We start from the raw sequence: 20,881 nt of genomic DNA, 5'->3' as shown, positions 1-20,881 counted from the left end.
CCGCATAGCAGTGTTGTGCAAATGTATAAGAACCGGCGAGAGCTTTGAGCGCTGCGGGTCTGCTCGACCGCTGGTCACACGGCGTACATCTGGACGCAACACTTCCGCATGGTCGCCGCGAGCCAAGGACCTTCCATGACTGCGAGATCGAACCTCATTGACGACGCTCCACTGACGCGCTTCCACAAGAAACTGACCGCCTACTCCTCGGGCGGACCGTTCATCGACGGCTACGCGATCGCGATTGTCGGTGTCGCCTTCGCGACGCTCACCCCGGCCCTCGACATGACCACGGCCGACAAGGGCCTGGTCGCTGCCGCAAGCCTGGTCGGCATCTTCTTCGGTGGGGCGGTCTTCGGATACGTCACCGACAAGATCGGCCGGCACATCATGTACATCGCCGACCTCGCCGCGCTCGCGCTGTTCTCCATCCTGTCCGCCTTCGCGAACGAGGTCTGGCAGCTCGTGCTGCTCCGCTTCCTCCTCGGCGCGGCCATCGGTGCCGACTACCCGATCGCCACGTCCCTGTTGGCGGAGTACCTCCCGCGGAAGTTCCGCGGCCGGATGCTCGGTGCCACCTTCGTGGTCTGGGCACTCGGTGCCGCGGCGGCGTACGTCGTGGGCGTGGGCCTCGAGGGGCTCGGCGTGAACGCCTGGCGCTTCATGCTCGCCAGCCCCGCCGTGTTCGCCCTGGTGACCTTGTTCCTGCGGCTCGGTACGCCGGAGTCGCCACGCTGGCTGCTCAGCAAGGGGCGTGTCGACGAGGCCGACCGGTCGATCAAGAAGGTCTACGGTCCGCAGTACGGCGTGGCGGACCTCGCCGAGGAACCGACCGTGGCGAAGACCAGCTACACCACGGTGTTCCGCTCGCCGTATCTCAAGCGCACCCTGTTCGTGGGCGTCTTCTGGACCGCCCAGGTGATCCCGCTGTTCGCGCTCTACTCGTTCGCCCCCGACCTGCTGGCGGGCATGGGAATCACCGGAAACACCTCGGAGATCTTCCTCGCCGCGCTGTTCGTCATCGGCGGCATCCCCGGACTCTGGCTGGTCGAGCGCATCGGCCGTCGGGCGTTGCTGCTGTGGTCCTTCGGGATCATCGCGGTAGCCCTGGCCATCCCCGGTCTGGTGCCCGGACTGCCGACCTGGGTCTCCTTCGTTTCGATCTGCGTCTTCGCGCTCGCCTCGGGCGGCTCCAGCTTCCTCGAGGTGGTCTACCCCAACGAGCTGTTCCCGACCGAGGTCCGCGCCACCGCCGTCGGCGTGGGGACAGCCGTGTCCCGCATCGGGGCAGCCGCGGGCACCTACCTGATGCCGTTCGCACTGGCCAAGAGCCAGAGCCTGCCGCTCCTCGTCGGCGCCATCGTGTCGGTCGTCGGGCTCCTGATCACGCTGGCCTGGGCAACCGAGACCCGAGGCCGGTCGCTCAGCGACACCGCCGCAGGCGCCGGCAACCCGGCCGATCCGGCCTACCCCTCCCTTGCCACCACCATTACGAACTGACTGGAAACTGTGATGAACCACGACAACCGACCCTCCCCGATCGGAGCCCTGGACGCCACGAAGGTCCCACGCTTCGCCGGCCTGGGTACCTTCGCCCGGATCCCCGACATCGGCTCGGTCAGCGACTACGACATCGCGGTCCTGGGCGTGCCGTTCGACGGGGGTACGTCGTACCGGCCGGGCGCCCGCTTCGGACCGATGGGCGTCCGTCAGGCATCGCGTCACCTGCGCCCGAAGTTCCACGTCGAGCTCGACACCGCACCGCTCGAAGCGCTCCAGGTCGTCGACGCCGGTGACGTTCCCTGTACGCCGTTCAGCATCGACGAAGCAGTCGCCCAGATCGAGGGCTACGCCCGCGACGTCGTGGGACAGTCCGACCGGCGCATCGTGAGCATCGGCGGTGACCACACGATCGCGCTGCCCATGCTGCGCGCGGCCAGGGACAAGTACGGCCCGGTCGCGTTGGTCCACTTCGACGCGCATCTCGACACCTGGGACACCTACTTCAACGCTCCGGTCACGCACGGCACGGTGTTCCGCCGGGCCTTCGAAGAGGGCCTGCTCGCCGAGGACAAGTCCATACACCTGGGCATCCGTGGACCGATCTACGACCGGATGGACCTCGTGAACGACAAGGCGTTCGGCTTCCGGGCGATCCGTGCCGGAGACCTCGACGTCATCGGGATCGACGGGGCGGTGGACGCCGTACGGCGACGCGTGGGCGACGCACCGGTGTACATCTCGATCGACATCGACGTGCTCGACCCCGCGTTCGCGCCCGGGACGGGTACACCGGAGATGGGCGGGCTCAACAGCCGCGAGCTGTTGCGTCTGCTCCGCAGCCTCGACGGGCTCAACATCATCGGTGGCGACGTGGTCGAGGTCGCTCCGGCCTACGACCACGCCGAGATCACCTGCGTCGCTGCCGCCACCGTGGTGTTCGACCTGATCACGCTCATGACGAAGAACCAGGTGTCCGGCCCCGTGCTGACGGCCGCGGACCACGCCTGATTCCGGGCGCGACTCAGCAGGCACCAGGGGCCGTCAAGGCGCTGACCCGCCTCGACGGCACCGCCACCTGACCTCGCGGTCAGGCCCGACAACTCAACATCGCGCCGCTCGAACCGAAGCGGGAGAGCCCTCGCCCATCCTTGGCGAGGCGCCGAAGGAGCAACTCTCCCCAGAATCTCTCAGGCACAACTACCGCTTCGGCGAGGCGACTCTGGAAAGTCAGGACCTCATGTCCTGCGCCCACGGTGCAAACCGCCGGACCCGGTGGTGAAGCTCTCAGGTACCGATGACAGAGCGGGGAGGTCATCCGTTCACGGCGCCGCGTCCGCGGTGTCCCTCCAGGGAGCCTCCCACCATGACCTCACCCGAGTCCCGCGCGTCGGGCGCGTTCGCCACCCGGCACATCGGCGTCAGCGACGCCGACCGCACCAAGATGCTGGCCGAAGTCGGCTATCCGACGCTTGCCGGCCTGATCGACGCCGCCGTCCCGAGCGGCATCCGCAGCACCTCCGGCCTGAACCTGCCCGCCGCGGCCACCGAGGCCGAGGCGCTCGCCGAGTTGCGCGAGCTCGCGGGCCGGAACACCGTGGCCGTCCCGATGACCGGCCTGGGCTACCACGCGACCGTCACGCCCGCGGTGATCCGGCGCAACGTGCTGGAGGACCCGGCGTGGTACACCGCCTACACGCCGTACCAGCCGGAGATCAGCCAGGGCCGGCTGGAGGCGCTGCTCAACTTCCAGACCATGGTCGGCGACCTGACCGGGCTGCCGACCGCCAACGCGTCGCTGCTCGACGAGGGCACGGCGGTGGCCGAGGCCGTCACAGTCATGCGCCGCGTCGCGGGGAAGGGCCGGCGCCGCGTCCTGGTCGACCACGACACCCTGCCGCAGACCCTCGACGTGCTGCGCACACGGGCGGCCGCCGTCGGTATCGAGGTCGTCGAGATCGACGTCACCCAGCCGCTGCCGGAGGACGGTTTCTTCGGGGTGGTGCTGTCCTACCCCGGCTGCTCGGGCGCGGTCCGTGACCTGCGCGAAGTGACCGCCGCGGCACAGGCACGCGGGGCGCTCGTCACCGTGACCGCCGACCTGCTGGCGCTCACCCTGCTCGTGCCGCCGGGCGAGTACGGCGCCGACATCGTCGTGGGGTCGTCCCAGCGGTTCGGTGTCCCCCTGTTCTACGGCGGGCCGCACGCCGGGTTCATCGCGGTCCGCGAAGGGCTCGAACGTCACCTGCCCGGCCGGCTCGTGGGCGTGTCCGTGGACGACACCGGCCGGCCGGCGTACCGCCTGGCACTGCAGACCCGCGAGCAGCACATCCGGCGTGACAAGGCGACCTCGAACATCTGCACGGCGCAGGTGCTGCTCGCGGTGGTCGCGTCGATGTACGCCGTCTACCACGGTCCCGACGGACTGACCGAGATCGCCCGGCGGACGCACCGGCAGGCCGCGCTCGTCGCCGCGGGTCTGCGGGCGAGCGGGATCACGCTGGTACACCGCGAGTTCTTCGACACCCTGCTGGTGGCGGTCCCGGGTCGCGCCGAGGAGGTCGTCGCGGCCGCGCACGACAAGGGCCTGCGGCTGCGGCTGGTGGACGGCGACCACGTCGGCATCTCCTGCTCCGAGGTCACCACGGACGAGCACGTCCGCCTCGTGCTCGACGCCTTCGGCCGAGCCGGCGGCGGCCTGGACACCCTGACGCCCGACGTCTCGGCGGTGCTCCCGCCGGAGCTGCGTCGTACCTCCCCGTTCCTCACCCACCCGGTCTTCCACCAGCACCGCTCGGAGACCGCGATGCTGCGCTACCTGCGCAAGCTCTCCGACCGTGACTTCGCGCTGGACCGCGGCATGATCCCGCTCGGGTCCTGCACGATGAAGCTCAACGCGACCACGGAGATGGAGCCGCTCAGCTGGCCCGCGTTCGCTGACCTGCACCCGTTCGCCCCGGTCACGGACGCGGCCGGATACCTGACCCTGGTCGAGCAACTCGAGACGTGGCTGGCCGAGGTCACCGGTTACGCCAAGGTCTCCATCCAGCCGAACGCCGGATCGCAGGGCGAGCTCGCGGGCCTGCTGGCTATCCGCGCCTACCACCGGAGCAACGGCCGGGCCGAACGCGACGTGTGTCTGATCCCGGCGAGCGCGCACGGCACCAACGCCGCCTCGGCCGTCATGGCCGGGATGCGCGTCGTCGTGGTGGCGTCGCGGCCCGATGGCACGGTCGACCTCGACGACCTCCAGTCCAAGTGCGCGAAGCACTCCGACGAGCTGGCCGCGATCATGGTGACCTACCCCTCGACGCACGGCGTCTACGAGGAGAGCGTCACCCGGCTGTGCGAGCTGGTGCACGAGCACGGTGGACAGGTGTACGTCGACGGCGCCAACCTCAACGCGCTGCTCGGGGTCGCCAAGCCCGGTGAGTTCGGTGGCGACGTGTCACACCTCAATCTGCACAAGACGTTCTGCATCCCGCACGGCGGCGGGGGGCCGGGCGTCGGTCCGGTCGCGGTGGCGGAGCACCTCGCGCCGTACCTGCCCACCCACCCGCTGCACCCCGACACCGGGCGCCGCGACGGGATCGGGTCGGTGAGTGCCGCGCCGTTCGGCAGCGCCGGCATCCTGCCGATCCCGTGGGCCTACATCCGGATGATGGGCGCCGAAGGGTTGACCGAGGCGACCCGGACGGCCGTGCTGAGTGCCAACTACGTGGCTCGGCGGCTCGCGCCGCACTTCCCGGTCCTGTACGCCGGGGAGGCCGGCCTCGTGGCGCACGAGTGCATCCTCGACGTGCGCTCGCTCACCGCGGCCACGGGTGTGACGGTCGACGACATCGCCAAGCGGCTCATCGACTACGGCTTCCACGCACCGACGATGAGCTTCCCGGTCGCCGGAACGCTGATGGTCGAGCCGACGGAGAGCGAGAACCTGCAGGAACTGGACCGCTTCTGCGAGGCGTTGATCGCCATCCGCGCGGAGATCGAGCTGGTGGAGAGGGGCGTCTGGTCCGTCGAGGGAAGCCCGCTGCGACGGGCGCCGCACACCGCGGCCGCGATCGCCGGCGAGTGGTCCCGTGCGTACTCGCGCGAACGGGCCGTCTTCCCGGCCGGCATCTCTCCCGACAAGTACTGGCCGCCGGTCGGCCGGATCGACCAGGCGCACGGCGACCGGAACCTGGTCTGCGCCTGCCCGCCTCCCGAGTCGTTCGCGTCGTGACCGACCGTGACGATCTGAGAGGAGCCACCATGTCGAAGAAGACACCCCTGCACGACATCCACACCCAGCTCGGTGCGTCGTTCACCGACTTCGCCGGCTGGTCCATGCCGCTGCGCTACACCTCCGAGCTGGCTGAGCACCACGCCGTACGGACCACCGCCGGAATCTTCGACCTCACCCACATGGGCGAGATCGAGGTGTCCGGCCCCGAGGCGGGCCGGGCGCTCGACCACGCCCTGGTCGGGCAACCGTCGAAGATCGCTGTTGGCCGCGCGCGCTACTCCATGCTGGTCCACGAGACGGGCGGAGTCCTCGACGACCTCGTCGTCTACCGTTTGGCCGAGCAGAAGTACCTGGTCGTGGCCAACGCCGGCAATGTGCTGGTGGTGCTCTCGCACCTGCGTGACCGCATCGACGGCTATGCCGCCACGATCCGGGACGTGTCCAGCGAGTGGGCGCTGATCGCGGTCCAGGGCCCCACGTCGCCGGCGATCCTCAGCGCCGTGGTCGACGTCGACGTGCCGTCGCTGAAGTACTACGCCATCGACCCGGCGCGGATGGCGGACCACGACGTCCTGCTCGCGCGCACCGGCTACACCGGCGAGGACGGCTTCGAGATCTACTGCCGCAGCAAGGACGCGGTTGCCGTCTGGCAGGCCGTCAGCGCAGCGGGCGCGGAGCACGGGCTGGCCCCGTGCGGCCTGGCCTGCCGTGACACGCTGCGTCTCGAGGCCGGCATGCCGTTGTACGGCCAGGAACTCACCGTCCGCACCACCCCGTTCGAGGCCGGACTGGGCCGAGTCGTGGTATTCGGGAAGCCCGGCGGGTTCGTCGGCGAGGCGGCCTTGGCCGCCCGTCAGGACGAGGCACCGGCCCGTGTGCTGGTCGGGCTGACCTCGACCGGCCGGCGAGCGCCGCGCACCGGTTACGCCGTACTCGACCTGGACAGCGGCGAACGCATCGGCGACATCACCTCCGGCGCGCTCGCGCCCACCCTTGGCCACCCCGTGGCGATGGCCTACCTGCCGCCGGATCGCAGCGAACCCGGCACGAAGGTGCTCGTCGACATCCGCGGTGCTCGGCAGTACGCCGAGGTCGTCCCGCTGCCCTTCTACCGCCGCCAAACCTGACCACGTTCAGAAAAGGACAGATCATGAGCCTGCCCACCGAGCTGAAATACACCCGAGACCACGAGTGGATCGCGACCGACGGCAACCTGTCGACGATCGGTGTCACCGCCCACGCCGCCGACGCGCTCGGCGACGTCGTCTACCTCGACCTGCCCGCTGTCGGCACGACCACGAAGGCCGGCGAGGCGTGCGGAGAGATCGAGTCGACCAAGTCCGTGAGCGACCTGTTCGCTCCTGCCGACGGCGAGGTCGTCGAGATCAACGAGGCCGTGGTCGCCGACCCCGGCCTGGTCAACTCCGACCCGTTCGGAGCGGGCTGGCTGTTCCGGATGCGGATCACCGGAGAGCCGGACCTGCTGGATGCCACCGGCTACACCGCTCTCATCGAAGGGGCCTGAGATGTCCGTGCTGGACCGTCGGCTCGCCGACCTCGACCCCGCCGTGCACACCGCCGTCCGCGCCGAACTGGCGCGTCAGCAGAGCACGCTGGAGATGATCGCAAGCGAGAACTTCGCACCGGTCGCGGTGATGGAGGCGCAGGGCTCCGTCCTGACGAACAAGTACGCCGAGGGCTACCCGGGCCGCCGCTACTACGGCGGGTGCGAGCACGTCGACGTGATCGAGTCCCTCGCCGTCGAGCGGGTGAAGGCGCTGTTCGGCGCTGCCTACGCCAATGTGCAGCCGCACTCGGGCGCCCAGGCGAACGCCGCCGCCATGACGGCACTCCTCAGCCCCAAGGACACCATCCTGGGCCTGGACCTGGCCCACGGCGGTCACCTCACGCACGGCATGCGGATCAACTTCTCCGGCAAGCTCTACAACGTCGTCGCCTACCACGTCTCCGCGGACGACAACCGCGTCGATCTGGCGGAGGTGCGGCGAATCGCCGAGGAGCACCGGCCGCAGCTGATCATCGCGGGCTGGTCGGCGTACCCCCGGCAGCTCGACTTCGCCGCCTTCCGGCGGATCGCGGACCAGGTCGGCGCGTACCTGATGGTGGACATGGCGCACTTCGCCGGGCTGGTGGCCGCCGGGCTCCACCCGAACCCGCTGCCGTACGCCGACGTGGTCACCACGACCACGCACAAGACGCTCGGCGGCCCGCGCGGAGGCGTGGTGCTGACCAACCGTCAGGACGTGGCGAAGAAGGTCAACAGCGCGGTCTTCCCCGGCCAGCAGGGCGGCCCGCTGGAGCACGTGATCGCGGCCAAGGCGGTCGCGTTCAAGATGGCGGCCGAGCCGGAGTTCCGCGAGCGCCAGGAGCGCACACTCGCGGGCGCTCGGCTCCTCGCGCAGCGGCTGAGTGCTCCCGATGTCGCCGCCGCGGGTGTGTCCGTGCTGTCGGGCGGCACCGACGTACACCTGGTGCTGGTCGACCTGCGTGAGTCGGAGCTCGACGGGCAGCAGGCGGAGGACCGCCTGCACGACATCGGCATCACAGTGAACCGCAACGCCGTACCGTTCGACCCCCGCCCGCCGATGGTGACCTCGGGATTGAGGATCGGTACGCCGGCCCTGGCCGGCCGCGGCTTCGGGGAGGCCGCATTCGCGGAGGTCGCCGACATCATCGCGGAGGCCCTCGAGCCGGCGTACGACGAGGGCGTCGCCGCCAAGCTGCGGGCTCGCGTGACGACGCTCGCCGACGCCCACCCGTTGTACCCGGAGTTGTGAGATGAGCGGCACCGTCACACCTCCCGCTTCGCCTGACGGCCGCAGGTTGCTGCGGCTGGAGGTGCGGAACAGCCAGACCCCCGTCGAGCGGAAGCCGGAGTGGATCAAAACCCGGGCGCGGATGGGACCGGAGTACAACGCGTTGCGATCGCTGGTGAAAACCGAGGGCCTGCACACGGTGTGTCAGGAGGCGGGCTGTCCGAACATCTTCGAGTGCTGGGAGGATCGCGAGGCCACCTTCCTGATCGGCGGTGACCAGTGCACCCGGCGGTGTGACTTCTGCCAGATCGACACCGGCAAGCCCCGCCCTCTGGACCGGGACGAGCCGCGCCGGGTGGCGGAGTCGGTGGCGAAGATGGGTCTGCGGTACGCCACCATCACCGGGGTGGCCCGCGACGACCTGCCCGACGGTGGTGCGTGGTTGTACGCCGAAACGGTCCGGCAGATCCATGCGCTGAACCCGGACACCGGGGTGGAGAACCTGGTCCCGGACTTCAACGGTGTCCCGGAACTGCTGACCCAGGTCTTCGAATCCCGCCCGGAAGTGCTGGCGCACAACGTGGAATCGGTGCCGCGGATCTTCAAACGGATCAGGCCCGCGTTCCGCTACGAGCGGTCACTCGGTGTGCTCACCGCAGCGCGGGAGTTCGGGCTGGTCACCAAGTCGAACCTGATCCTGGGCATGGGGGAGACACGGAAGGAGGTCTCGACCGCGCTGCAGGACCTGCACGACGCCGGGTGCGACCTGATCACCATCACCCAGTACCTGCGGCCCTCGGCGCGGCATCATCCGGTGGACCGGTGGGTCAAACCCGAGGAGTTCGTCGAACTCAAGGAGGAAGCCGAGCAGATCGGCTTCGCCGGAGTGATGTCCGGCCCGCTGGTCCGCTCCTCCTACCGAGCCGGCCGCCTCTACCAGCAGGCACTCGGCAAGAGGCCTCGGCAATAACCGGACAACTCAATACACCGCTGACGATTCTGCGCGGGAGAGCCCACTCCCCCGAAAGGTGTGGCGCCGAAGGAGCAAATCCTCCCCGGAAACTCTCAACGGCCACTGCCTGAACGACCTGCTCTTCCGCGTCAGCACGGGCGCCCTCAACATCGAAGTCCCGGCAATCGTCGCCAACCACCGGGACTTCGAGCCGCTCGCGCACAGCTACGGCATCCCCTTCCACCACATCCCGGTGACGCCGGAGACCAAGGACGAGGCCGAGGCGCGGCTGCTGGACCTGGTCGACGAGCTCGGCGTCGACATGGTGCTGCTGGCCCGCTACATGCAGATCCTGTCGGACGACCTGTGCAAGCGCCTCGACGGCCGGGCCATCAACATCCACCACTCCCTCTTGCCGAGCTACAAGGGCGCCCGGCCCTACCACCAGGCCCACAAAACGCTACCCGGCGCCGGTCGGTTCACCGCGCCCACGTCGCATTTCCCCTGCCCACCCCCGTTCAATGGGAGCCCGCCCGTGGCCATCTCCGTATTCGACCTGTTCTCCATCGGTATAGGCCCGTCCAGCTCGCACACGGTCGGCCCGATGCGGGCCTCCCGAATGTTCGTCGGCCGTCTGAAGAAGGACGGTCTGCTCGCCCAGACGGCCTCGGTACGGGCGGAGCTCTTCGGCTCGCTCGGCGCCACCGGCCACGGACACGGCACTCCGAAGGCCGTCCTGCTCGGCCTGGAGGGCAACGAGCCGCACACGGTCGATGTGGAGACCGCCGACGCCGAGGTCCAGCGGATCACCGCCACCCGCAGGCTGCGGCTTTTACGCACGGACCTGGGCGACGCCCACGAGATCACCTTCGACGCCGACTCCCAGCTGCTCCTGCACCGCCGCCGCTCCCTGCCGTACCACGCCAACGGCATGACCCTCTTCGCCTACGCAGCGGAAGGACTCCCGCTGCTGGAGAAGACCTACTACTCGGTCTGCGGCGGCTTCGTCGTCGACGAGGACGCAATCGGCGAAGACCGCATCAAGCTCGACGACACGGTGTTGAAGCACTCCTTCCGCACCGGCGACGAGCTGCTGCGCCTGGCCCGCGAGACCGGCCTGTCGGTCTCCGCCCTGATGCTGGAGAACGAAAAGGCCTGGCGCACCGAGGCCGAGATCCGCGAGGGGCTGCTGGAGATCTGGCGGGTGATGAAGGCGTGCGTGGCCCGCGGCGTGGCCCGGGAGGGCATCCTGCCCGGCGGGCTGAAGGTCCGCCGCCGGGCGGCCACCTCCGCCCGGGCGCTGCGCGCCGAGGGCGACCCGGGCGGCCACGCCATGGAGTAGTCGCCTCGATCTCCGGGGCAGAGGTGGGCTGTCAGGGCGAGGTCGGGTCGGCCTGCTCGATGGCCGCGGGCGGCCTGGCCGAGGTCCTGGGCGGCTCGCCGGAGCAGGTGGAGAACGCCGCCGAGATCGGCATGGAGCACAACCTGGGGCTGACCTGCGACCCGGTCGGCGGCCTGGTGCAGATCCCGTGCATCGAGCGCAACGGCATGGCGGCGGTTAAGGCGGTGACCGCGGCCCGCATGGCCCTGCGCGGCGACGGCCGGCACCACGTCTCCCTCAACAAGGTCATCAAGACGATGAAGGAGACCGGCGCCGACATGAAGGTCAAGTACAAGGAGGTCAAGTACAAGGAGACGGCGCGCGTCTCAGGGTGTGAGTGCAGTCGGTACACGCCAGGTAGCGAGACCTACGCATGACGAGACCGTGAGCGTTCGTGTGACGTGATGCCGCGTCGTGTCGCCGGAGGTCACGTCCGGTGGCGTGGTGTAACGACGGCCACGGTGATCCACTGTGAAAGCTAGGCGGTGAGGGCTGCCGGGTTGGTTGTCCCGGCGGTATTTCCTTCGATCAGGTGAAGGCGGCTGCGGCCGAGGATCTCGGGTCCCATGTAGCGGCGTTGGCTTGTCTCACCGGCCGTGCTGTCCACGAGTAAGCATTCAGAAGGAATGCGTACCTTGGGGCTGCGTATCCGCTCGCTACGGGCGAGCATTAAGCTGCAATCCGAAAAACATGTGCGCATCTGTCCGAATGTCAGAGCAACAGGCTCAGGACACACGCCGCGCACTGGAAGGGAACGAAGCCGTGCATGGCTCGTACAAGGTGCCCGGCGGCAAGCTGGTCGTCGTAGATCTGGATGTCGAGGAAGGTGTCCTGCGCAACGTGCGAGTCGCCGGAGACTTCTTCCTGGAGCCGGACGAAGCGATCTTCTCGATCAACACAGCCCTTGAGGGTGCGCTCTCATCGACGGACGCTGCAGGGCTGGCCACCCGGATCACGGCGGCGCTGCCGGAGTCGACCGTGATGCTCGGGCTGACCGCGGAGGGCGTTGGCATCGCCGTCCGGCGTGCTCTGGCCCACGCGACCGAGTGGAGCGACTACGACTGGCAGCTGGTGCACGTGGAGCCGCAGGCACCGGCACTGCACATGGCGCTGGACGAGGTGATCACCGCCGAGGTGGCCGCTGGGCGGCGAGCCCCGACTCTACGGGTATGGGAGTGGGCCTCGCCTTCTGTGGTGATCGGCAGCTTCCAGTCCCTGCGGAACGAGGTGGACCCCGAAGGGGCTGCGAAGCACGGGATGACCGTGGTTCGCCGTGTTTCTGGTGGTGGGGCCATGTTCGTAGAGCCCATGAGTACGATCACGTACTCCCTGTCCGTGCCGGAGTCCCTGGTCTCGGGCCTCTCCTTCGCAGACAGCTACGCCTACCTCGACGACTGGGTGCTGGGCGCACTGGGCGACATGGGGATCAAGGCCTGGTACCAGCCCCTGAACGACATCGCCACCGAGGCCGGCAAGATTGCCGGTGCCGCCCAGAAGCGCATGGTCGGCCCTGATGGCGGCCCTGGAGCCGTCCTCCATCACGTGACGATGTCCTACGACATCGACGCCGACAAGATGCTCGAGGTGCTCCGCATCGACAAGGAGAAGATGTCCGACAAGGGGACCAAGAGCGCCAAGAAGCGCGTCGACCCGCTCCGCCGGCAGACGGGCCTCGCGCGGGAGCAGGTCATCGAGAACATGATCGCCTCCTTCCGCAACCGCTACGGGCTGACCACCGGCGAAGTCACGGCGGAAGAGATGGCCCGCGCGGAGGAACTGGTGCGGACGAAGTTCGCCACCGAGGAGTGGACCGCTCGGGTGCCGTGAGCGGGACCCCGTGAGCGAGCGCCGGATTCCGTGAGCGGGTGATGCACGGAGCCGAAGACAGAGGCGTTGCTGTGATGCCGGTGCTGTGGACGGTCCGTCGGGAGGACCGTCACGTTGCCGTCGCCGGGAGTTCCTGCTCGGTCCAGATGATCTTGCCTTCGGGCGTGTAGCGGGTACCCCAGCGGCGGGTCAGCTGGGCGACGAGGAAGAGACCGCGACCGCCCTCGTCGGTCGTCCTGGCGTGCCGCAGCCGGGGAGAGGTGCTGCTGGCGTCGGAGACCTCGCAGATCAGGACGGACTGGCGCAGCAGCCGCAGCCTGATCGGGCCGGTGGCGTAGCGCACCGCGTTGGTGACCAGCTCGCTGACGATCAGCTCGGTCGTCGTCTCCAGTTCCTCCAGGCCCCAGGTCCTCAGCACGCGCGCCGTGCGGGCCCGGGCGCCCGCGACGGCGGCCGGGTCTGAGGGCACCTCCCAGGAGACGACGTGGTCGGCGCGCAGCTCGTGCGTACGGGCGAGCAGCAGGGCGACGTCGTCGGGCTGCGGTACGGGGAGCAGCTGCTCGACGACCGTCGCGCACAGAGCATCGAGGGATAGTCCGCACTGGGACAGCGAGGCGCCGAGGCGGGACATGCCGAGATCGGCGTCCCGGTCCCTGCCTTCGATGAGGCCGTTGGTGTAGAGGCCGATCAGGCTGCCTTCCGGCAGCGTGACCTCCGCCGTCTCGAAGGGCATCGCACCCAGGCCGAGCGGGGGCCCTGCGGGAAGTTCGGGGAAGCTGACCCGGCCGTCCGGGAAGACGACGACGGGGGGCGGGTGGCCGGCGCGGGCCATCGTGCAGAGCTGGGTGACCGGGTCGTAGACCGCGTACAGGCAGGTGGCGCCGAGCACGGTCGTGCCGCTGGCCTCGCCGTCGGGTTCCTCGTCGCCCAGCCGGAGCACGAGGTCGTCGAGGTGGGCCAGGAGTTCGTCGGGGGGAAGGTCCATGTCGGCGAGGGTGTGCACGGCGGTGCGGAGCCTGCCCATGGTCGCGGCGGCGCTGATGCCGTGGCCGACGACATCGCCGACGACCAGGGCTACCCGGGCGCCGGACAGCGGGATCACATCGAACCAGTCGCCCCCGACTCCGTCCTTGGCGTCCGCCGGGAGGTACGAGGACGCCACGTCCAGGGCCATTCCTCCGGGCAGCGTGTGCGGGAGCAGACTGCGCTGGAGGGTCAGTGCCGCGGCGTGCTCGCGGGTGTAGCGGCGGGCGTTGTCCACGCACACCGCCGCCCGTGCCACCACTTCGCGGGCCGGCAGGACGTCGTCGGGTTCGAACGGGGCCAGGTTCACCGATCGTACGAAGGTGGTCAGGCCGAGCACCGTGTCCCGGGCCCGCATGGGTACGGCGATCAGGGAGTGGAGACCGAACTCGCGGATGGTCGCCGCCCTGGCAGGCTGCTCGACGTCCCAGAGCCGCCTGACGGCGTCGAGGACCGGGATCAGGACGGGTTCGCCCTCCCTGAGGAACCGGACGTCGTGGGGCGGGGGCACGGAGTCCACCATGTCCCCGACCTGGTGGACCGCCTCCGGACAGCCCTCCCGCACCGACCTCATTCCCGCGCGGCGCAGCATCGGCCGGGCCGACGCGCCACCCGCAAGACCCGTACCGGCGGGCCCCGTGCCCGAAGGTCCCGTACCGAGGGGCCACGGGCCGGGCTCCTCCGGGCTGGCAACCGGATCCAGCAGGTCGACGACGACGAAGTCGGCGAACCGCGGCACCGCGAAGTCGGCCAGCTCCTGGGCCGTGCGCAGTACGTCCAGGGTGGAGCCGATGCTGGCTCCGGCGTCGTTGACCAGGGCGAGGCGCTGCTGGGCCCTCCACCGGTCGGTGACGTCCAGGACCATGTAGCAGATGCCGGTGACGGTGCCGTCGCCCTCGGTCAGGGGGAAGAACGAGGTGGAGTAGGCGCGCTCCCGGTGCGGATCGGCCCAGCTCCAGCCCCGGTACTCGTAGTCGATGACGGGGACCCCGGTGTCCAGCACCCGCCGCATCAGGGTCTCTATGGCGTCGGCCGCCATTCCCGGGAGCACTTCGCTCAGTCCGCGGCCCACCCGCTGTTCCCGCGGGACGCCGCCGATGCGTTCCAGGGTGTCGTTCAGCCAGACGTAGCGCAGCTGCGGGTTCAGCACCGCCAGCCCGATCGGTGAGCTGGTCAGGAAGGCGTCGACCACAGACTGCCCGACCGTCCACTCCGGTTTCCGTTCACGCCCGGAGACCAGGAAGCACTCCCGGCCGTCCAGGTGGAACGCGGCCGAGACCCGCAGATCCACTTCGATCCGCTGCCCGTCGCGCCGCCGCACTGCGGCGACACCGCTCCACCCCACGCCCGTGCGGCAGCGCTCGGCGATGCCCGCCACCCGTGCCGGGTCCCCGGGCATGGCGAGGAGGAAGCCGGCGGGGCGCCCGACCACCTCCGTGGCTTCGTAGCCGAGCAGCTCCTGCGCGCTGTGCGTCCAGCCGGTGATCGTTCCGGTCGCGGCGACCACCGCGGTCGCGTCGTTCGCCGCGTCGAAGGAGTGCTGAGGGTTGCTGGGTTGCGACGGTTCGGCTCCGGGCGCCGACTGCGGGCCTGCGGACGCCATACTGGTCACCACCCATCCACTCCGTTCGGTTCCATGATCCTGCGTACGGCGCCCGGGTGCGAACGTCCGCGGCCGCGGTTCGGGGGGCCGGCGCGCTGCGGCCCGGCGACAGACTGGCCTTCATCTGCCCGCAGCCCCCGCGGGCCGACGGCGAGGAGAGCAAGGCGCTGGGCCTGCTGGCCTCGCTGCTGGGTCGGGACCACACCTCGGAGAACGCGGTGGCGACGGCGATGGCCTCCCTCTCGGATCCGGAGCGCCTCCACGAAGTGCTGGGCGCGGCCGGGTTCACGGAGATCTCCGCGGTCGCCGTGGACGCGGCGACCCGCTGGGGCCGGGACGCGGCGGACGCGGTGGAGTTCTTCGTGTCCCGGACGCCGGGGCCCGCCGTCTCCGCTGAGACCCGGGCCGCGATGACAAAGGTGCTGCTGCCGCACGAGACCCCGGACGGTGTGCTGCTGCGGGCCGGGGTGTGGGTGGTCAGCGCCCTTAGCCCGGCCTGACCTGGGTGGGCGGCCGGTGCTCGTACCAGCGGCGGTCGGCCTCCAGCTGGGCGGCGAGGGAGATCAGCCGTTCCTCGCTGCGGGAAGGGCCGAGCAGTTGGGCACCGACGGGCAGCCCGTCGGCGGTGAACCCGGCCGGTACGTTGATGCCGGGCCAGCCCAGTACGTTCCAGGGCCAGGCGTACGGGCAGGCCTCGGTCATCGCCACATCGGTGCGCCAGGCGCTCAGCCCGTCGAACCGGCCGATCGGGGGCGGTGGCAGGGCGGTCGTCGGGGTGAGCAGCACGTCGTAACCGGCCCGGGCCCGGGACGTACGGAAGAACGCGCCGATCCTGCGGTGCTGGCGGACCTCCCGCTCCCTGGCCGCGCGCACCACCCGGCCGCCGAGCCGGGTGCCGGTGCGCAGGGCGCTGCGGGTGCGCGGGTCGAGGAGGGCGGGGTCGGGGTGGCGGGCGGCGAGTTCGGCGATCCCGGCGGTGGCGCGGGGGACGAAGCCGAGGCCGATCAGCCCGTAGCGGGGCCTGGCCTCCTCGACGTCGTGGCCGAGGCGGGCGAGGGCCTCGGCCAGTTCGGTGACGGCCCGCCGCACTTCGGGGTGGGGCGCGGTGCGGGTGAGGGTGAGCGGGGGGCGCCAGGCGACGGCGATGCGCAGTCTGCCCGGGTCGCGGCGGGCGGCGGCCGAGGCCGCGACGGGGGGCGGGCGGTGCGGGTCGTCGGGGTGGGGTCCGGCGACGGCGTCGAACAGCAGGGCGGCGTCGGCGACGGTCCTGGCCAACGGTCCGTTGACGGTCAACCCCTGGAAGGCGTCGCTCTGCGGGTGGACGGAGATCCGGCCGCGCTGCGGTTTGATGCCGACGAGGTGGGTCCAGGCCGCCGGGATCCGGACGGACCCGGCGCCGTCCGATCCGAGCGCGGCGGGTACGAGCCCGGCGGCGACGGCGGCCGCGGACCCGCCGGACGAGCCGCCGGGGGTGTGTCCGGTGTGCCACGGGTTGCGGGTGGCGCCGAAGGCGGGGCCCTCGGTGAACGGCCACTGGCCCAGCTCGCAGGAGTTGGTCTTCCCGACGATCACGGCCCCGGCGGCCCGCAGCCTGCGCACGGCCTCGCTGTCGGCGGTGGCGGCGGGCAGATCACCGTCGCAGCCGAAGTAGGTCGGCATGCCGAGGACATCGGTGTCGTCCTTGACGGCGACCGGCACGCCGAGCAGGGGCAGCCGCTCCCCCGCGGCGAGCCTGCGGTCGGCCTCGGCGGCCTCGGCGAGCGCGGCCTCGGCGCGCAGGTGCCGGAAGGCGTTCAGGGTGCCTTGGCTGGCCTCGATGCGGCGCAGGGCCTCGGCCACCTGCTCGGTCGAGGTGGTACGGCCTTCGGCCAGCTCCCGTGCGCTGTCGGCCAGTCCGGTCGGGCCGGCCGGTTCGGCCGGTTCGGTGGCTTCGACGGCTTCCGTTGACGACATGGGCTGCCCGCCTTCCTCGCCTCGGCAGGTGCGTACGCCCGCACCTGTACGCCCGAACGAACTTACCGGAGAGTAACGAGTCGTGGGAGGTCCGCTCAACCGTTCGGAGGAGGGTTGGGTGGCGGGGGACGGTTGCCGACGCCCCACCGCCTGCCGCCTACGGCTGGACGCTGATCCCGCCGATCCCGGTCCCGAGGCCCGCACAGTGGGCGGTGGACTGACCGGACTGCCCGGGGTTGAGGGTGACGTGCTCACCGTCCACGTCCGGGGACCAGCCGCAGACCAGATGCACCCAGAAGGTCTGGGCCGTGCTTCCGTCGTTGCGGCAAAGCGCGTAGCCCGTGTAGTCGTCGATCTCGTGCTTTCCGGTCTCGCAGGACAGGCCGGGCGGCGTCGCTCCGGGTGCCACGGCGGTGGCGACGGTCGCGGGTACCGCGAGCGCCGCGGCCGCCCCTGCGACGACGACGCCCCGGAGCACGGTCCCGGACACGCTCCCCATCGACAGCTTCATGTCTTCCTGTTCCTCCTCGTCGGTGACGAACCCGGTGCGTCGGCAACCGTCCCCCACCACCTATGACACAAAACGAGGCAAAACATCACCGTGCGTATGCGCTCGGTGGGCGGTTCGCCGTCGCGCGACCCGCCCCTGCCCGGCGTACGCTCAAAAGGATCGGATCGCACACCTGAACAGGCCTGATGGGCCCTTCGAGGGAGGCGCCGTGACCGGCCATCTCATCGGCACACGCCAGGCCGCCTGGGCGGCGGTCCTCGTACTGGGAGTCACGAGCGGCGGTGTCGTCGGCGGCGGTGTGGCCCGGGCGGACAACGGCATCGACAAGCTCTCCGCCCAGCAGATCGCCGACCGCTCACGTGACGCGCTCCTGAGCGCCCACTCCTTGCACCTCAGCACGCGCGGCACCCTCGGCGGGGGCAGCCCGTCGACGACCCTGGAACTCACCCTCGACCGGAACGGCAACTGCACCGGTTCGGTGGACCTCGGCAGGAGCCAGGGGTCGGTCCGGATCGTGAAGCGCGGCAACGACGTCTGGGTCAAGCCGGACGCCGCCTTCTGGAAGAACCAGGTGCCGGACGGCGGAGCGGCCTTCGCCGCGATCCTCAACGGGCGCTACATGAAGGGCTCGGCCACCGACCCGAGGCTGCGCGAGGTGACGAAGGGATGCGATCTGGACACCTTCCGGAAGCTGGTCGGCGATCATGCGGACAACGACCGGGGCACGCTGAACAAGGGCCGCAGGACCACGCTCGCCGGCGCTCCCGTGGTGCCGGTGACCAGGCTCAGGGACGGCAGGACCCAGACGGTGTACGTCGCGGCCACGGGCAAGCCGTACCCGCTGAGGATCACGGTGCGGGGCGACGGGGCGAACGCGGTCGTGGGCCTCTCGGCCTTCGACAAGCCGGTGCCCACGGCCACGCCGCCGCCGGATCAGACGTACGACATCAACGCGCTGCTGACCCGTCGGACCGCTCCGCTGTGACGCCGGAGCCGGAACGCCCGCTCAGCACCACGTACAACACCAGTGACGAGGTTCGCCAGGTCGTACGCGGGTGACACGACGTTCGCCGCGATGTTCACGGAGACCGTTGCGACCAGCACGGTGACCAGGGCGTACAGCAGCCCGAAGACGTTGTCGGTCCGGGCGACGAGCTGGACCGGGTCCCAGATCGCCTCCCCGTACACCGCCTGCGAGCCGGAGGTGACCAGGACCGAGAGCAGGGCGAAGAGCGTCATCGTGGTCGGCAGGCCGAGCGACTGGCCCCGGATCTGGGCGCGTTGGCCGGCCCCGAAGCGGGTGAAGTCGGGGATGTTCAGGGAGAGTGTGGCCCAGAAGGCGATCATGCCCATCAGGGAGGGGAAGAAGACCGGCCAGAACTCCTTGCCCCAGCCGAGCTTCGAGGGCTGGTCGAGCAGCGGGCCGAAGCCACCGGCCTTGACGGCGACCCAGATGAGCAGCACCACGGCACCGACGATGACGAACGGGGCCGCCCAGTTCTCGAACCGGCGCAGGGCGTCCATCCCCCGGTAGATGATGGCGAGTTCGAGCACCCAGATACGCCGCCATGAACTGACCGATGCCGAGTGGGACTTCGTGGAGCCGTCGTGCCCCGGACGTCGATCGAGCGGCCTCGGCTGGATGACGACCTCGGCGACGGCAACGCCTGCGGCGGCCACCGGGTCACCACCTTCCTCACGGCGGGCGAGCTCCCGGCGCGGGAAGCGTACTGCGCGGACCGAGTCCCGACTGCCGCCCCGGGGCCTGCTGTTGGCCCACAATGGCTGTGGGTAAGGCGACGGGAGATGTGGATGCGGGCGCTCGTGGTCGGGGTGGAGTCTTACGAGGCGGGGTCGGCCTGGAACCTCGACGGGCCGGTGCACGACGCACTGGGGTACGCGCGCTGGCTGCGGGAACTCGGAGTGAGGGACGAGTCGCTGACCCTGTTGCTCTCTCCACTCGACCGCAACCGCGAACTCGCCGACGGCTTCGGTCTGCCGTACCGCCCGGCCGACCGGAACACCGTGCACCAGGTGCTGACCAGGGAGCTGGCGGACGAGAGGACTGACTGGCTGTTCGTCGCCTGGTCCGGGCATGGCCTCATCGACGCCGATCGCAGCCGCCGACTGCTTTTTGCGGATGCGGTCCACCGGGATCTGCGTGGTCTGGACGTGGAAGCGGTGCTTGCTATGTACCGGTCGGACGGCGCACCGGGACATCCGCGTCAGCTCTGGCTGTTCGACGCCTGCCAGACGTACGCTGACCCGGCGACGACGGCTGGGGCCCTGCGGCCCGACCCCATACCGCGTTCGACTCCACGTCAGCAGGCCGATCAGTACGCGCTGTTCGCCTGTGGTCCCGGTGAGGCGACGCGCAATGGAATGCGCTCGGGTGTGTTCAGTGCCGAGGCTCTGCGGATGCTGCGCGAGCACCCCGACTGGCGGCGGTCTCCCCGGCCACTGGCCGAAGCGCTGCGCAGCCGGTTCGGGACTACCACCTCTCTCTGGTTCGAAGGGGACGGGGAGGCCGGGCGGACCGCCGTGAGGCGGAAGATTCCGGGGCGGAGACTCGATCTGTCCGACAAACGTCGTCTGCGCGACGCACTGGCCGCGGTGGGGGTGATGCGGCAGCCGGAGTCGCGTAGCCAGGTCATTGGCTTGCTTCCTGATGAGATAGCGGGAAGTGTCGCCAGATCAGGGGTAATGCTCCTGGAGATCCTGGATCTCGTCGAAACCTGTCTGACATTTGGTGACGGATTGACGCACTTGTGGTCGGCGGTGTCCCTGGTTGATCCTGGTACGACTGCGCTCGACGACCTCCTGGAGGTCTTCCGGAGTTATCCGGAGTGGTTTACTCCGCCTCGTCTCGACGCGAATTGACGCTTCGTGATTCGGCCATTTCAAGCCTGTGATGGCGCAGGCTGACCGGTTGAGCATGTTTCCAGCAGCGCATGCATAGGACATCATGTAAGTGCGGGTCGAACATCGCATCGCACTGACTCGGGGGAGGTCTCACGGCAGTGGTAAAGCCGAAAAGCGCCGCCATATCGGATCTGCCTGATCTCACTGGCACGTCCCTGGAGGCGTTGCGCGCTCGATCGAACGACGACAGAGCGGCCGCCAAGA

14 protein-coding genes, 3 pseudogenes and 1 riboswitch are annotated in these 20,881 nt (G+C 69.9%); of the genes and pseudogenes, 13 read left to right on the top strand and 4 right to left on the bottom strand.

The features are described from left to right. Window positions 1-135: 135 nt before the first annotated feature. The 10 genes and pseudogenes from OH735_RS31565 to OH735_RS31520 all read left to right on the top strand — a co-directional run bounded on the left by OH735_RS31565 (window position 136) and on the right by OH735_RS31520 (window position 12,665). Window positions 136-1,500: an MFS transporter gene (locus OH735_RS31565; protein WP_406385071.1), complete on the top strand. Its 1,365-nt coding sequence runs from the start codon at window positions 136-138 to the stop codon at window positions 1,498-1,500. Window positions 1,501-1,512: 12 nt separating this feature from the next. Then, window positions 1,513-2,511, top strand: coding sequence for an agmatinase (gene speB, locus OH735_RS31560; RefSeq protein ID WP_406385070.1), 999 nt, complete (start codon window positions 1,513-1,515; stop codon window positions 2,509-2,511). Window positions 2,512-2,620: 109 nt separating this feature from the next. Further along, a riboswitch (glycine riboswitch) is annotated at window positions 2,621-2,716 on the top strand. Between the two features lie 150 nt (window positions 2,717-2,866). Continuing rightward, on the top strand, window positions 2,867-5,725 hold the full coding sequence (gene gcvP, locus OH735_RS31555) for an aminomethyl-transferring glycine dehydrogenase (RefSeq protein WP_406385069.1): 2,859 nt from the start codon (window positions 2,867-2,869) through the stop codon (window positions 5,723-5,725). A 29-nt stretch (window positions 5,726-5,754) separates the two neighbouring features. Continuing rightward, window positions 5,755-6,855, top strand: coding sequence for a glycine cleavage system aminomethyltransferase GcvT (gene gcvT, locus OH735_RS31550; RefSeq protein WP_406385068.1), 1,101 nt, complete (start codon window positions 5,755-5,757; stop codon window positions 6,853-6,855). 23 nt (window positions 6,856-6,878) lie between these two features. Further along, a complete protein-coding gene (gene gcvH, locus OH735_RS31545) occupies window positions 6,879-7,253 on the top strand; it encodes a glycine cleavage system protein GcvH (RefSeq protein ID WP_406385067.1) in 375 nt (124 codons plus the stop codon). A gap of 1 nt (window position 7,254) precedes the next feature. Further along, entirely contained in the window at window positions 7,255-8,526 is a 1,272-nt protein-coding gene (gene glyA / locus OH735_RS31540) for a serine hydroxymethyltransferase (protein ID WP_406385066.1), read from the top strand. A gap of 1 nt (window position 8,527) precedes the next feature. Further along, on the top strand, window positions 8,528-9,475 hold the full coding sequence (gene lipA / locus OH735_RS31535) for a lipoyl synthase (protein ID WP_406385065.1): 948 nt from the start codon (window positions 8,528-8,530) through the stop codon (window positions 9,473-9,475). 97 nt (window positions 9,476-9,572) lie between these two features. Continuing rightward, window positions 9,573-9,968 (top strand): annotated as a pseudogene (locus tag OH735_RS31530) (formyltransferase family protein); the annotation flags it as partial. Window positions 9,969-9,992: 24 nt separating this feature from the next. Beyond that, window positions 9,993-11,215 (top strand): annotated as a pseudogene (locus OH735_RS31525) (L-serine ammonia-lyase, iron-sulfur-dependent, subunit alpha). 385 nt (window positions 11,216-11,600) lie between these two features. Beyond that, window positions 11,601-12,665: a biotin/lipoate A/B protein ligase family protein gene (locus OH735_RS31520; RefSeq protein WP_406385064.1), complete on the top strand. Its 1,065-nt coding sequence runs from the start codon at window positions 11,601-11,603 to the stop codon at window positions 12,663-12,665. Between the two features lie 109 nt (window positions 12,666-12,774). On the opposite strand, the gene OH735_RS31515 is transcribed toward OH735_RS31520, so the two are convergent. Next, window positions 12,775-15,291, bottom strand: coding sequence for a SpoIIE family protein phosphatase (locus OH735_RS31515; RefSeq protein ID WP_406386836.1), 2,517 nt, complete (start codon window positions 15,289-15,291; stop codon window positions 12,775-12,777). Window positions 15,292-15,347: 56 nt separating this feature from the next. Between OH735_RS31515 and OH735_RS31510 the strand changes: the two genes are divergently transcribed. Next, window positions 15,348-15,791 (top strand): hypothetical protein, encoded by a 444-nt coding sequence (locus OH735_RS31510; RefSeq protein WP_406385063.1) that lies wholly within the window; start codon window positions 15,348-15,350, stop codon window positions 15,789-15,791. Here the strand turns inward: OH735_RS31510 and OH735_RS31505 are convergent. Together OH735_RS31505 and OH735_RS31500 are read right to left on the bottom strand one after the other, a co-directional pair. After that, window positions 15,778-17,244 carry an amidase gene (locus OH735_RS31505; protein ID WP_406385062.1) on the bottom strand — a complete coding sequence of 489 codons (1,467 nt, stop codon included), beginning with the start codon at window positions 17,242-17,244 and terminating at the stop codon, window positions 15,778-15,780. The genes OH735_RS31510 and OH735_RS31505 overlap by 14 nt on opposite strands. 157 nt (window positions 17,245-17,401) lie before the next feature. After that, window positions 17,402-17,755 (bottom strand): hypothetical protein, encoded by a 354-nt coding sequence (locus OH735_RS31500; protein WP_406386834.1) that lies wholly within the window; start codon window positions 17,753-17,755, stop codon window positions 17,402-17,404. Window positions 17,756-17,963: 208 nt separating this feature from the next. On the opposite strand from OH735_RS31500, the gene OH735_RS31495 reads away from it, so the two are divergent. Continuing rightward, window positions 17,964-18,740 (top strand): hypothetical protein, encoded by a 777-nt coding sequence (locus OH735_RS31495; protein WP_406385061.1) that lies wholly within the window; start codon window positions 17,964-17,966, stop codon window positions 18,738-18,740. Between the two features lie 47 nt (window positions 18,741-18,787). On the opposite strand, the pseudogene OH735_RS31490 reads toward OH735_RS31495, so the two are convergent. After that, window positions 18,788-19,312 (bottom strand): annotated as a pseudogene (locus OH735_RS31490) (cytosine permease); the annotation flags it as partial. 255 nt (window positions 19,313-19,567) lie between these two features. On the opposite strand from OH735_RS31490, the gene OH735_RS31485 reads away from it, so the two are divergent. Then, complete coding sequence (locus OH735_RS31485) at window positions 19,568-20,635, top strand: effector-associated domain 2-containing protein (protein WP_406385060.1); 1,068 nt, start codon at window positions 19,568-19,570, stop codon at window positions 20,633-20,635. Window positions 20,636-20,881: the final 246 nt, after the last annotated feature.

Origin of the sequence: Streptomyces sp. NBC_01618, assembly GCF_045209435.1 — a bacterium.
Taxonomy (GTDB): Bacteria; Actinomycetota; Actinomycetes; order Streptomycetales; family Streptomycetaceae; genus Streptomyces.
Note: the sequence above shows the minus strand (reverse complement) of the source record. Positions and strands in the feature narration are given on the sequence as shown.